The sequence below is a fragment of the Arthrobacter sp. EpRS71 genome, from assembly GCF_001512285.1.
In the GTDB taxonomy this organism is placed as follows: Bacteria; Actinomycetota; Actinomycetes; order Actinomycetales; family Micrococcaceae; genus Arthrobacter.
On record NZ_LNUV01000001.1, the window covers coordinates 24427 to 36724 of the forward strand.

At 62.5% G+C, this 12298-nt stretch carries 12 protein-coding genes; 6 read left to right on the forward strand and 6 right to left on the reverse strand.

Annotated features, from left to right (window positions below):
- Positions 1 to 195: 195 nt before the first annotated feature.
- Positions 196 to 702 carry a universal stress protein gene (locus tag AR689_RS00125; RefSeq protein WP_062066029.1) on the reverse strand — a complete coding sequence of 169 codons (507 nt, stop codon included), beginning with the start codon at positions 700 to 702 and terminating at the stop codon, positions 196 to 198.
- Between the two features lie 135 nt (positions 703 to 837).
- On the opposite strand from AR689_RS00125, the gene AR689_RS00130 reads away from it, so the two are divergent.
- Entirely contained in the window at positions 838 to 1038 is a 201-nt protein-coding gene (locus AR689_RS00130; RefSeq protein WP_062065084.1) for a hypothetical protein, read from the forward strand.
- Positions 1039 to 1042: 4 nt separating this feature from the next.
- Here AR689_RS00130 and AR689_RS00135 read toward each other — a convergent pair whose 3' ends face one another.
- Positions 1043 to 1387 carry a CBU_0592 family membrane protein gene (locus AR689_RS00135; RefSeq protein WP_197412768.1) on the reverse strand — a complete coding sequence of 115 codons (345 nt, stop codon included), beginning with the start codon at positions 1385 to 1387 and terminating at the stop codon, positions 1043 to 1045.
- Between the two features lie 182 nt (positions 1388 to 1569).
- On the opposite strand from AR689_RS00135, the gene AR689_RS00140 reads away from it, so the two are divergent.
- A complete protein-coding gene (locus tag AR689_RS00140; RefSeq protein WP_062065090.1) occupies positions 1570 to 2493 on the forward strand; it encodes a LysR family transcriptional regulator in 924 nt (307 codons plus the stop codon).
- Between the two features lie 74 nt (positions 2494 to 2567).
- On the opposite strand, the gene AR689_RS00145 is transcribed toward AR689_RS00140, so the two are convergent.
- Together AR689_RS00145 and AR689_RS00150 are read right to left on the reverse strand one after the other, a co-directional pair.
- Positions 2568 to 3347, reverse strand: a complete 780-nt coding sequence (locus AR689_RS00145) for an isocitrate lyase/PEP mutase family protein (protein ID WP_062065093.1) — start codon at positions 3345 to 3347, stop codon at positions 2568 to 2570.
- Between the two features lie 123 nt (positions 3348 to 3470).
- Complete coding sequence (locus tag AR689_RS00150; RefSeq protein ID WP_062065096.1) at positions 3471 to 4691, reverse strand: GGDEF domain-containing protein; 1221 nt, start codon at positions 4689 to 4691, stop codon at positions 3471 to 3473.
- Between the two features lie 301 nt (positions 4692 to 4992).
- Between AR689_RS00150 and AR689_RS00155 the strand changes: the two genes are divergently transcribed.
- Positions 4993 to 6225, forward strand: coding sequence for a WD40/YVTN/BNR-like repeat-containing protein (locus AR689_RS00155; RefSeq protein ID WP_231745377.1), 1233 nt, complete (start codon positions 4993 to 4995; stop codon positions 6223 to 6225).
- A 7-nt stretch (positions 6226 to 6232) separates the two neighbouring features.
- Positions 6233 to 6520 (forward strand): MoaD/ThiS family protein, encoded by a 288-nt coding sequence (locus tag AR689_RS00160; RefSeq protein WP_062065099.1) that lies wholly within the window; start codon positions 6233 to 6235, stop codon positions 6518 to 6520.
- Positions 6521 to 6543: 23 nt separating this feature from the next.
- On the opposite strand, the gene AR689_RS00165 is transcribed toward AR689_RS00160, so the two are convergent.
- Positions 6544 to 6780 carry a hypothetical protein gene (locus tag AR689_RS00165; RefSeq protein ID WP_062065102.1) on the reverse strand — a complete coding sequence of 79 codons (237 nt, stop codon included), beginning with the start codon at positions 6778 to 6780 and terminating at the stop codon, positions 6544 to 6546.
- Positions 6781 to 7007: 227 nt separating this feature from the next.
- On the opposite strand from AR689_RS00165, the gene AR689_RS00170 reads away from it, so the two are divergent.
- Entirely contained in the window at positions 7008 to 9746 is a 2739-nt protein-coding gene (locus AR689_RS00170) for an FG-GAP-like repeat-containing protein (protein WP_062065104.1), read from the forward strand.
- Between the two features lie 144 nt (positions 9747 to 9890).
- Here AR689_RS00170 and AR689_RS00175 read toward each other — a convergent pair whose 3' ends face one another.
- Complete coding sequence (locus AR689_RS00175) at positions 9891 to 11222, reverse strand: MFS transporter (protein ID WP_062065107.1); 1332 nt, start codon at positions 11220 to 11222, stop codon at positions 9891 to 9893.
- Positions 11223 to 11427: 205 nt separating this feature from the next.
- Here AR689_RS00175 and AR689_RS00180 point away from each other — a divergent pair, with 205 nt between their 5' ends.
- Complete coding sequence (locus tag AR689_RS00180; RefSeq protein ID WP_062065109.1) at positions 11428 to 12198, forward strand: IclR family transcriptional regulator; 771 nt, start codon at positions 11428 to 11430, stop codon at positions 12196 to 12198.
- The last annotated feature ends 100 nt before the right edge of the window (positions 12199 to 12298 follow it).

A 12298-nucleotide genomic window follows, 5' to 3' on the forward strand; every position in this document is an offset into this window, starting at 1 on the left:
TCGCGTCAAAGAAGGTGGTGGGGGTACATGCGTTAGCTCGGCGAATGCGTCGCTTAAACAAAAGAGCTCCGGAGTGCGTTATTGGGGGATACGCACTCCGGAGCAGCCTTTGAGCAGGGGCTTTCGCCGTCCTGCAGTAATCACTCTACGTGCCTTGGGACGCCTTTGCCACCACCTCGAATAAGTACTTTCGCTTTAGTTTTTATGGGCAGCGTCGTGCCGCTTCTTTTGGGGCACAATCAGCACCGGACGCCGCTGGTGATGACTCAGCCAAGCCGCCACCGAGCCGTTCAGTGCTTCAGAAATGCGATGCCCCAACCCAGGCTCGGGAGATCCCACGATGATCATGGAAGCATCGATGTCGGAGGCCAAACGGCCCAGTGCCCTGGCAGGGTCGCCGGCGAGCAGGCGCAACGTCCAGTCCGTGGTGCCGCCGTCCATGGCCTCAGTGATGGCTCTGCCCAGGTCATCCCGGATAGCTGCCACGTCCTCGTCATCCTTTTCGGGATGCAAGGACATTCGGTGCGTTTCGCGGGAAGGATCCCACTCCACGAGGTAGCTCGCCTCGTCCACATACGCGCAAACCAGCGGCACGCCCAGTTGTTCGGCCAAGGTCCGGGCAGTTTGCAGGACCTCCACATGCTGGTCCGGCAGCACTCCCACAACCAAGGGAATCCGTCCGCTGAAACCTTCCGCAGCCATACCCCTATTGTTGCTCTGCGGCACGTGCTTGAACAGCATGTTCCGGGCATCTGTCAGGGATCAAGCAGGCGGCCTCGGACCCTTGTAGAGACACCCGTCCCGGCCTACCGTTAATCCGAAGAGAGGCGGTCCGCAATGGAAATATATATGTGGTGGCTCGACCTGCACCTGGACAGCAAAGAGTGGCTGCGCGAAAACCTGCGGGCCGATGAACTGCCGCTGCAGGTATTGCAGCACATTGCCGAGGCCGGCGGACCCCATCCGGACAAGGTCAGCGGTGTTTTGACCCTTGCCGATTGGGACTTCATCGAAACACAGTCGGAGTTTGTGGACTGACGCGCTAGGCGCAGCTGGCAGCCGGGCGAGCGGCCGCGACGATGACCTGGGCCGCGGTGTCCGGGCCAAGAGACGGGCTCTCCTGAGGCTCGGCCGTGGCCTCCGCGGGCCGGAGTTTGGCCCTCATGCGAAGAAGTGCCACCGCTGAGATCAGGAACCAGGCCACGTTGGTCACTACGGACGGCCAGGCTCCGTGAAGCGTGCCATTAATGATGAAGGCGCACGAACCAAAGAGATTGACGGTCTGGAAAGTGCTGCCCGCTTGCAACCACCCCATGGACACCGCCATGTAGCCGCCGAGCATAGCCACTGCGCCGGCCCAACCGGCAATTTCGAACAGCAGTTCCATGGGAGTCCTTTCAGGATTTGGGCATCCGGATGAAGCCGACGGGCGGCGTGAGGTCCGGGATGATGGGCGTGATTCGGGGGTCGATGCTGCGTGACTGAATCGTGCTTGTGAGTCAATATTGAGGCAGTAACACCTTTAGTTCAATTGCATTATTCTGAATCCCATGTTTAGGAGTGCTTAACATGGAAATGGACCCCCGCAGGCTGCTGGTTCTTCTGGCTGTTGCCCGCACCGGAGGCGTTCTGGCGGCAGCTGATGAATTGCGGATAACGCCGTCCGCAGTGTCGCAGCAACTCAGCAAACTCGAGCACGAGGCGGGCCAGGCCTTACTCCTGCGGACCCCCAAAGGGTCAGTGCTCACACCCGCCGGACTGGCCATGGCAGAGGCAGGGGAAGAAATAGAACGGGCGCTCAACGTCGCCCGCGCCCGGATGCACAGTGAAGTCAATATTGCTGGAGTGGTGCGGGTGGGTGGCTTCACCAGCTTCATGCGCACCGTTGTGATTCCTCGACTCCCCGAATGGCGCAGCCAGTACCCCCAGCTGCAGATCCAGATCGTTGAGGACGGTTTCCCGGCACTGATGCGGCTGCTTCGTCAACGGCAGCTCGATGCCGTAGTGATTGAACAGGACTCGACGGCGGCCGAACAACGTCCCATGGCGGCCGGAATGGTTCAGGAACCCCTCCTGGACGAGCCCTGGAAGCTGGTGGTGCCTGCAGGGAGCCTGCTCGGCACCGACAACATAGACCTCAGCCGCCTGCACTTGCCGTGGCTGGGAGTGGAACCGTCCGCAGCAAACACCGCCGTGCTCGGACGCCTCCGCCACTCCACGGGCACCCGGATAGAGACTGTTCACCAGTACCACGACACCCTCACCGCACTGGCACTCGTCGCCGCCGGCGAAGGAGTGGCCATTGTGCCCACCCTCGCCCTAACAGGCGTGGTCCACGATCAGGTGGACATCCTGGACGTTCCCGGTTTGGGGACCCGGCACATCGCGCTGCGCCGCTTCGACCGCCGAAAAGCAGCCAGCTTGCCTGTGGACACCGTGGCCCGCCTGCTCCGGGAATCCGCGGCTGCGTTCGATACCCGTTCAGGCGCCTGACCGGTCCCGACTCGCAGACGGGACCGGCCGGCGTCGCCTAGTTGGGCTGCTGCATCTGGTTCAGTGCGGGTGTATCAGTTCAGTGCGGGCGTATCAGCAGGGACGACGCCCGAGCCATAAAGATCCGTGGCAAGATCCCGGAGGGCGCGCAGAGCCACCCGCTGGGTGAAGGGGCCGTAAGACACACGGGCCACGCCCAGTTCCTGGAGTTCGGCTGCTGGGAGGGCGCCGGGCGCGCCGATGACGGAGAGTTTCCCGTGTCCGAGGCCCTCGACCAGAGGCTCGATGACCTCCCGGGTCATGGCGCCGGGCACGAAAACCAGCGCCGCGCCGGCGTCGAGGAACGCCCGACCCCTGGCGATGGCGTCCTCAATACTGTCCTTGATGGGACGGTCACCGCCGCGCGCAATAGCGTCAGTGCGTGCGTTCAGCTGGAACGCAATACCTTCGTCCGCAGCGGCCCCTATGATCGCCTGTACACGGGCAACCGCCTCGTCGAAAGGCCGCAAGCGGTCTTCAACGTTCGCGCCAACCACGCCGATTCCAATAGCCCGGCGGATGGTCTCAGCCGGGTTCTCGAAGCCATCGTCCAGGTCCGCAGTGACCGGGTGATCCACGGCGTCGACAATTCGCTTGACCCCGTCCAACGCGACGTCCAACGGCATGGTTCCGTCGGCATAGCCAAAGGCGGCAGCAATGGAATGCCCTGCTGTGGCGATGGCCTTGGTTTCGGGAAGTTCCGCAATAGTGCGGGCACTGACGGCATCCCACACATTAACCACACTGAGGATTTCCGGGGCTTCATGGAGGGCTTTCAGCTGCTGTGCGCGTGCCGCGGTGTTTGCTTCAGTCATTGTTGTTCTCCGTCATCGTTGTCCGTCATTCACGGGTGGAACCAGGCTCATTTGCCACCCACCAGCCTAGGCATAACGTCGCCTAACGCGGTACCAGGGGCCAGCAGAACCGGACGCCCGTGGCTACGGACTTCCGAAGAACGTGGGCAGCGGGTCCACTGAATCCGCGCCCACCACACGGTTACGTCCCTGTGCTTTGGCTTCATACAGCGCGGCGTCTGCCACCCCGATCAAGAACTTCAGGTCCTGAGCTTTGGCTCCTGTGGACGTCACTCCATAGCTGACTGTGGGGTAGGGTAACCCCTCCGGATCTGCCCTGGCGGACAGGCGCCGACTGATCTCGGAGGCGATGGCCTCGGCCCGCTGTTGCGTTGCACCCGGTAAGAAAAGGATGAACTCTTCTCCGCCGTACCGGCCAACGAGGTCCGTTGACCTCACAGACGCAGTACAGGCCTCGGCGAAAGCACATAAGGCAGCGTCCCCGGCGGCATGCCCGTGCTCATCATTGACGGCTTTGAAATAGTCGAGGTCCCCAAGGATCAGGGCTGCGCCGCGGTGGTTTGCCGGACCTGCCAGTTCCTTTTCGGCCAGGTCCAGGAAGGCGCCCCTGTTGAGCAGCCCGGTCAGGTGGTCCCGTTCGGCGCGCTCCCGCAGCCTGGTGATCAGGTGGCTGTTGCTGAGCGCGTTGATGGTGAAGGACAGCGACACCAGGAGGATCAGATGCATCAGGGCCGCCGGCGCATAACCGAAGAACGTCCTGAACGAGTTGCCGTCCGGCCCTTCCACCACAAACGTGATGGCCCGGCCCAGATAGTACAGCGAGGTAAGGGCGGCGATGACGGCCAGGAACTTCGTTACCCGGGACTGGGCGGGCTTGGCGAACCACAACTCTGCAGCGGCCATGCCCAGGCCGGCCGCCGTCATGCCCAGGTACACCAAGCCGCCGGACCACAGGCTGGTCTCGGCGCCGTCCATCGCTGACGTGAGGCAGATGATCAGTGGAGCCGGCGCCAGCTGCCAACCACTGACTTTGCGGCCGCGAAGGGTGCGTGCCCCTGCCCAGATGCTGAAGGCGCCAGCCACAATCAGGGCTTTGCCGGGCGGATTTGCCCAGGCCAGGAAGGAGGTTCCGTTCAGCAGGAAAGCGAAATTTCCGGCGAAGAAGAGAAGCAAGGCAACCCGCCACCAGCCGGTGCACGCTGACCTGTCGACGCACGCGGACCTGAGTCGCCTGGAGGAGACGGAGGCGAGCACTATGAGGGTCAGTGTGATCACCCCCAGAACCATCCTCACGGAGAACGGATCCAGGACTATGGCTCCCTCTTGCAAGGAGACTGCAACCATGGCTCGTTCCTGCTACCGGCCGACCACCGCGGAAATCGTTCCAGGTGGCCTCATGGCTCTTTGACCTCGTCAAACATCTGTCCCCCATTAAATTGTGGCGGTCCCTCTTGACCGCAAAACCACAGTCAAGCACGTTTCCACCCATAACAGGCATCGGTCACAACCCGCGAAAAGTTTTTTCGATTTTCGCGTCACGATTAGGAGTTATGCCGCACTGTAACCGTAAGGGTTGTTCTTGCCTTGAATCGGACTATCCACATAAGCCCAAAAATCGTTGCTACCTGCACGCCCTGATGGTTCGATGGGGTTCATGGCTACTTCAGAGAGTTACGTCATCGCGATCGGGACCAAGAAAGGCCTGTGGCTCGCAACCAGCCCGGACCGCAAAGGCTGGTCCCTCTCCGGCCCGCACTTCCTCATGAGTGAGATTCCCAGCATCGGGATAGATACAAGGGACGGCAAAACACGAATCATGGTGGGTGTCCGGTCTGAGCACTGGGGACCCACAGTGGCCCACTCGGACGACCTCGGCGTCACCTGGACCGAGCCCGAGCAGGGCGCCATCAAGTTTCCGGAAGGCACCGACGCCGCGTTGGAGCGCATCTGGCAGATATACCCGGACGCCGAGTCCCGTCCGGGCGTCGTGTGGGCCGGCTGCGAGCCGATTTCCGTATGGAAATCAACCGACGGCGGCGAGCACTTCGAGCTGAACCGCGGACTCTGGGACCACCCCCATCGCAGTGATTGGGGAGCCGGCTACGGCGGTGCGGCGGCGCACTCCATTGTGGTTGATCCTTCCGGGGAGAAAGTCCACGTCGCCATGAGCACCGGGGGCGTTTACAGATCACTCGACGGCGGCGCCTCCTGGGAGCCCCGCAACAAAGGAATTTCGGCCTACTTCATGCCCGATCCCAACCCCGAGTTCGGCCAGTGTGTCCACAAAATTGCGGCGGATGCCGCCGTCGAGGACCGTTTGTATGCGCAGAACCACCATGGCGTGTACCGCACGGACGATGGCGGCGAGAACTGGGACTCCATCGCGGACGGGCTACCCGCTGATTTTGGGTTCGTGATGCTGACTCATCCTCGACGCGAGGGCACAGCCTGGGTAGTCCCCTTGAAGGCGGACGGCGAACGCATCCCACCGGGGAGCAAGCTCAGCGTCCACCGCACAGACGACGCCGGCGGGACATGGAAAGAACTGCACACAGGTCTGCCGGACCACGAATATAACGCCGTCCTGCGGGACGCGGCCTCCGTAGACACTGCCGAACCCACTGGCGTGTACTTCGGAACCCGCGGGGGCGACGTGTATGCCAGCGCTGACGAGGGCGAGACCTTTGCTGAAGTGGCATCTCACTTACCGGACGTGCTCTGCGTGCGTGCCGCCGTCGTGGTGGGGCGCCCGGCAGGGGCGGAAAACCCGCTGGCAGCGGCGGAAGCCACACTGGTGGCGGAAGCTGAAGAAATCGTCGAAGCGGCAGCGCAGACGCGCGACCCCGATTCCGAAGACCCAGCCACGGTGCCCGGTTAGGTCCGTCATGGCTGACTTTACGGTCCTGTTGCCTGGTGTCCTGCAGCCACTCGTCGGCGGACAGTCCTATCTGACTGCGTCCGCCGACGGGGCTGTGACCGTTGGACAGTTGCTGGATTCAGTGACCGAAGATTATCCGGTGCTGGCCAGGCGATTGCGTGATGAAACCGGAAAGCTCCGCCGTTTCGTGAATATTTACGTGAACGGTGACGAGGTCCGGCGTCTGAAGGGTCTTGAAACGGAGGTAGCGGCTGGCCAGGAGATTCTTATTGTCCAGTCCGTGGCCGGCGGCTGAGTGGGGTTTGGGGTCAAGCCGGTTCAGGCGACGCGCCAAACACTGCATTCGTCGGTATTGATGGCCTTCCTCATTCCGGAGGCGTGATCCATGATCCAGACGACGCCGATTCCCGGCGCTGTCTCTTGGACGCGCCCGCGGCGGATGACCACGTCATCATAGGCGGGTCCCACGGAAAGGCGAGCTTCAATCTCGTCTCCACGGTGGAGCTGGCTGATCGCGCGTATACGTACTGTGTGTGTTGTGGCTTCCTTCAACATGGTGGCCTCCTGGGCTGGAGCTTGTGCCTGCACTTGCCGGCTATTCCAGTGTGGCGCGGCAATGTTGCCACGGTATTTCGGCCCGGTTAGGGTCCCGTAAGCATTCCGGGATAGTTGGGTTTCCATGAGAACAGCCCCGCCTGCCGGTGTGGCTGGCTACCCGGTTGTAGCCTGATCTCGGTTGCTGAGACTCACAGGAACCACAGGCTCCGGCTCAGGGAGATCGAATGGGTGCGCTTCGGCAATCAATCGCGTTGTCAACAGGCTTGGTGGTGTTCGCCACCGGCCTCTTCTTTGTACAGACCCCTGCAACGGCGGTGCCGTCGCCCGGGCCGGAGAATCCGAACGTGCAGTTCGTGGAGGGCACACCGCACTCGGAGCATACGTTCGAGACTCCGCCCGAACGGGCCACACCATTCAACACCGGCCCCGATTCCGGCATCGGTTCGGGCTCCGGCGCCGCGGCAGCCGGGCCCAGCGGCGATATCCGGGTACGGCTGGTCACAGCCAAGCTCGCGGACAACACCAATACGGTGTCCATGACCAGTGCCGAGCAAGCCGTGGCCGCGTCCAGTAACTACTGGAAAGCGATGACGGCCAACAAGCTGTCCATGACGGTGAACACCAAGGTTGCCGGTCACCAGTCCAGGGCGAAATCCACTGACAGCTACAGCACCATCATGTCCACCATCACCAGCGAGCTGAATTGGACAGCAAGCCCGTACACGGCGCTGGTAATTTTCATTCCCCCGTCCACTCTGTCCGGGAACGCCCTCGGCGCCGGATACAGCAGCGGCAGCTACAGTGGCCGGGTGCTCCTGCCCCAGATCAGCGGGTTCACCAACAATGTGATGAGCCACGAGTTCGGGCATGTCATCGGCCTGATGCACGCGGACGCCCTACAGTGCGGCAGCGGCGCGTCCGACGTCGGCGTTGACAGCAACGGTCGGTTCACGGATCCTTCGTGCTACATCCGGGAGTACGGCGACACCACGGACATCATGGGTGCTGCCCAATACGAATCGCCTGTGGTGAGCAGCTCCCTTTGGGACTATGCCGGGCTCGGCCGGGGAGATGAAATCCGTGATGTTGGCGTTGCCACAGGCGCCAAGACCTACACGCTCAAACCTTGGGGCGGAACCGAAGCCCAGCGTGCCATCAAGTTCACCGATCCGGTCAGCAAAGAGGTGTACTACCTTGAGCTGCGGCAGGCGGCCGGCTACGACAGCTACCTCGACGACTCTGGCAAGCCAGCCGGAAACAGGGGCGTCAAGATCGTCCAGCGCGGTGGAGCCACCATCGCTTCGTCCCTGATTCTCATGCCGTCCACCAAGCCATTCCCGGAACCTTGGTACGCCACCAAGCACGCATGGCAGGCCGGCAGCACTTTCACTACCTATACCGGCACACAGGTGACCATCAATTCGGTATCTGCCACATCGGCGTCGGTCACTATTTTTGCCGATCCCAAGCTCACGGCGAAGATCCGCTTCTCGGTGGGCGACTTTGACGGCGACAAGCTCAGTGATGTTCTTTCCCGCGAGGCTGACGGTTCCCTGTTGCTGTATTCGGGTTTGCCCGGCAACAGACTCAACAGCCCCCGGGAGGTCGGCTCGGGATGGAACATCTTCGACGCCATCACCGGGATCTCGGACTTTGATGGCGACGGCCGCGGGGACATCCTGGCGCGCACCAGCGACGGCGCGTTGTGGCTGTATCCGGGCAATGGAAGCGGCGGTTTCCTTGCCAAACGGCAGGTCGGATCCGGTTGGCAGGGATTCTCCAACCTCATCGGTGTGGGGGACTTCGACGGCGATGCCCGGCCCGACCTCATGGCCACCAAGCCCGATGGCAGCTTGTGGCTTTACCCCAGCGATGGCCAGGGAGGATTCCGGGCGTGGTCCCAGGTTGGCTCGGGCTGGAACGGCTTCACCAGCATCACCTCAGACGGTTCGTTCAGCGGTGCTGGACCCGGGTTGTTCGCAAGGGCGAGCGACGGCACTCTCTATCTGTACCCCGGAAACGGCTGGGGCGGGTTCGTGCCGCGCATCGCCGTCGGAAGTGGTTGGAACGCCGTGGGCGACATCGTGGGTGGGCAGGATTTCACGGGCGACGCGAAGTCGGATGTCCTGACGGCGACGTCGTCCGGAACCATGCGCCTCTACCCGGGCGACGGTTCGGGATTTGCCGACCGCATGCCGATCGGGGCCGGATGGAACCAGTTCAGCCAGGTCTGGGAAGCGGGAGATTTCGACGGCGATGCTGTCGCGGACATTCTTGCCCGCGGCACCAATGGTGTGTTGTGGCTGTACCCGGGCAACGGTTCCGGCGGATTCCTGCCGAGAGTCCAGGTGGGCTCAGGGTGGGCCACGTTCACCTCGGTGCTCAGCGCAGGAGATTTCGACGGCGACGGTCACCCGGACCTTGTGGCGCGCACTTCCGACGGGGTGTTGTGGCTGTATCCAACGGATGGCCGCGGCCAGTTCCTGGCTCGAAAACAGATCGGCACAGGGTGGCAAGGGTTCACACAGATGCTCGCGCCGGGCGACTTCTCCGGCGACGGCAAAGCGGACCTTGTGGCGCGGGCTGCCGATGGCAACCTGTGGCTGTACCCCGGTAACGGTTCCGGCGGTTTCCAGCCATGGCGCCAGATCGGAACCGGCTGGAACATTTTCAACGCCGTCCTGCAGGGTGGCGACTTCAACGGCGATGGCACGGAAGACATCATGGCCCGCGGAACGGATGGGGCACTGTGGCTCTACCCGGGCAACGGTAACGGGGGTTTCCTGGCTCGGACGTCCATGGGGTCGGGATGGAATATGTTCACTTCCTTCGCCGCCCTCGGAAATGGCTTTACCGGGACGGGGAATCCTTCCGTTGTTGGTGTAGCCGGCGATGGAGCCTTGTTCCTTTATGTCGGCACGGGCAAGGGCTCGTTCCAATCGGTGGTGCTGGATCCCAGGTAGGGGTTAGTGCCTTTCCCTGGCTGCGTTCCTGCCCAGTTGCTTCGGCTGGGCCTTGCCCGTGGGCAGCGAAATGCCCGGCACGTCAGGAGATGTGCCGGGCATTTCCGTGCTCCAAGCCAGGTAACCGGGCAGGAGCGTCGGGGTTTAGGCGTGTTTCTTGTGGATGCCGAGTTCTGAAGTGGGTGTCTTGGCTGATTCGCGGGCTGTCATGGCTGAAACAGCTGCGATCACGCAGATCACGGCGGTGAAGATGGAGATCTGGACCCATCCGCCGGGCTTCGTGCCGCCCAGGGCCGTCACGATGGCCGGCGCAAAGCCTGCCATGAGGAAGCCGAGCTGCGTACCGATGGCCAAGCCGGAGAAACGGACTTTGGTGCTGAACATTTCACCGTAGAAGGACGGCCATACGGCGTTGGCTGCGGCGTAGCCGAACGAGAAGAACACCACTGAGACCACGAACATCAGCGGCACGTTGCCGCCTTCGAGGGTCAGCAGGAACACCGGGGTCATGATGGCGCTGGACAAGGCTCCGTAGATGAACACGGGTTTGCGGCCGATCTTGTCCGAGAGCATGCCGAACAGGGGCTGGGTTCCCAAGGCAACAACGTTTGCTGCGACCACCAGCCAGAGCGTGATGGTGCTGTTGACGCCGGCAACATCCTGGGCGTACTTGATGGCCAAGGTTCCAAAGACGGTGCTGACCGCGGCGATGAAGGCGCAGCAGACTACGCGGAGAACATCGCGCCAGTGCAGTCGCAGGAGATCGGCGACGGGCAGCTTGGAGATCTCATTGTTCTTCTTGGCTTCCGCGAAGGCCGGGGGCTCGTGGAGGGTGCGGCGGATGAAGAAGGCCACCAGGACAACCACTGCGCTGAGCCAGAACGGAATGCGCCAGCCGATGCCGTACTTGATCTCGTCCGGCAGCGCCACGACGGGGATGAACACCAGTGCCGCAAGGATTTGGCCACCCTGGGTACCGGTAAGGGTCCAGGAGGTGAAGAAGGAGCGGCGGTTGTCCGGGGCGTGCTCAAGGGTCATGGAGGAAGCGCCTGCTTGCTCGCCGGCCGCGGAAAGTCCTTGGCAAAGGCGGGCAAGTACCAGCAGGATGGGCGCCCACCAGCCGATGGTCTTGAAGTCCGGGAGGCAGCCGATGACGAACGTGGCGGCACCCATCAGGACCAGTGTGAACATGAGGACCTTTTGCCGGCCGATGCGGTCGCCGAAGTGACCCAGGATGACGGCACCCACGGGCCGGGCAACATAGGCAAAGCCGAAGGTTGCGAAGGACATGATGGCCGCGTTGGCGTCGGCGGAGGGGAAGAAGACGTGGGGGAAGATCAGGGCCGCAGCGGAACCGAAGATGAAGAAGTCGTAGTACTCGACCGCGCTGCCCAGGAAGCTGGCTAGCGCGGCTTTCTTGGGAGTTCCGGCGGTGGTTTCAGTGCCTGGCGTCGCTGACGGCATTGTTTGGCTCATGGGTGTTCCTTCTGTGACGACGGTGTCGCGGATCTGGCTTCTGTGGGGAGACCCAAGCATGGTGCGGCCGGTCGATCCCTGAACAAGTAACCGCATGGTGAGAGCTACTTGTGCAATACAGCAATAGTGGCTGTGAGTGGGGTCACTTGTCAAGAGATGTCACCACCATCTAGAAATAGCTCTCACTATGTGAGAGCATCGAGGTATGAGTGTGAAAGAGGACACAAAGACCGACATGGTCGGCAAAGCCCTAAGCCTGCTGGTACTTCTGGGCAATGAACCGCGGGGTGCGAGTGCGGCTGATCTGGCCAGGAGTGCCAGCCTCCCATTCAGCACGACGTACAGGCTGCTGGGCTCCCTGACCCGCGATGGTTTTGTGGACTACGAGCCGGATGGGCGCCGGTATCACCTGGGATTGCGCGTCTTCCAGCTCGGTCAGCGCGTCTCCAACCATCACGGTTTCGCGGCAACTGCGCTGCCTGTCCTCCAGCGCGTCACGGAGCGGACACATGAAGCCACCATCCTGTCTGTCCGCGACGGCAACCATCACCTCACGGTCAACAAGGTGGACGGACCCAAGACCTTCCGCGTCACCAGCGATCCCGGCCATCTGGGCGCGCTGCACACCACATCCGTAGGCAAGGCGATTGTGGCGTTCGAGGAGGAGGTTGAGCGGAAGCGCCTCCTTGAGGAGCTCCCCCTGGATCCGCTGACCGAGCACTCGATCACCGATCGCGACAAGTTCCGCGAAGAAATCGAGCAAGTGCGCCGGCAGGGGTATGCCGTCATGGATGAGGAGAACGAGGTGGGCATGCGCGCCGTCGCCGTGCCCGTACTGAACTCCCAGGGCCACGCTTTCGCATCCCTCGCCACGGCCGTGCCGGTCTTCCGGCTCACCATGGAGGAACTCATTGCGCACGTCCCCACCCTGCAGGAGGCCGCAGCTGAACTCGCGGCCCGCCTGCCCCAGCGCTGACGCCCGTTGTGAGGCCCGATTTGCGTCCCATATGCCCGGAATTCCACGCAGAGCGGGCCCCGCAAAGCACCTCGAAGCACCTGGGCATTCGCTAAATGTT

Coding starts and splice junctions, on each gene's coding strand:
- AR689_RS00165 (WP_062065102.1), bottom strand. CDS start 6,780: ATGTTGAAGGAAGCCACAACACACACAGTACGTATACGCGCGATCAGC.
- AR689_RS00125 (WP_062066029.1), bottom strand. CDS start 702: ATGGCTGCGGAAGGTTTCAGCGGACGGATTCCCTTGGTTGTGGGAGTG.
- AR689_RS00135 (WP_197412768.1), bottom strand. CDS start 1,387: ATGGAACTGCTGTTCGAAATTGCCGGTTGGGCCGGCGCAGTGGCTATG.
- AR689_RS00155 (WP_231745377.1), top strand. CDS start 4,993: ATGGGGTTCATGGCTACTTCAGAGAGTTACGTCATCGCGATCGGGACC.
- AR689_RS00180 (WP_062065109.1), top strand. CDS start 11,428: ATGAGTGTGAAAGAGGACACAAAGACCGACATGGTCGGCAAAGCCCTA.
- AR689_RS00130 (WP_062065084.1), top strand. CDS start 838: ATGGAAATATATATGTGGTGGCTCGACCTGCACCTGGACAGCAAAGAG.
- AR689_RS00160 (WP_062065099.1), top strand. CDS start 6,233: ATGGCTGACTTTACGGTCCTGTTGCCTGGTGTCCTGCAGCCACTCGTC.
- AR689_RS00150 (WP_062065096.1), bottom strand. CDS start 4,691: ATGGTTGCAGTCTCCTTGCAAGAGGGAGCCATAGTCCTGGATCCGTTC.
- AR689_RS00170 (WP_062065104.1), top strand. CDS start 7,008: ATGGGTGCGCTTCGGCAATCAATCGCGTTGTCAACAGGCTTGGTGGTG.
- AR689_RS00145 (WP_062065093.1), bottom strand. CDS start 3,347: ATGACTGAAGCAAACACCGCGGCACGCGCACAGCAGCTGAAAGCCCTC.
- AR689_RS00140 (WP_062065090.1), top strand. CDS start 1,570: ATGGAAATGGACCCCCGCAGGCTGCTGGTTCTTCTGGCTGTTGCCCGC.
- AR689_RS00175 (WP_062065107.1), bottom strand. CDS start 11,222: ATGAGCCAAACAATGCCGTCAGCGACGCCAGGCACTGAAACCACCGCC.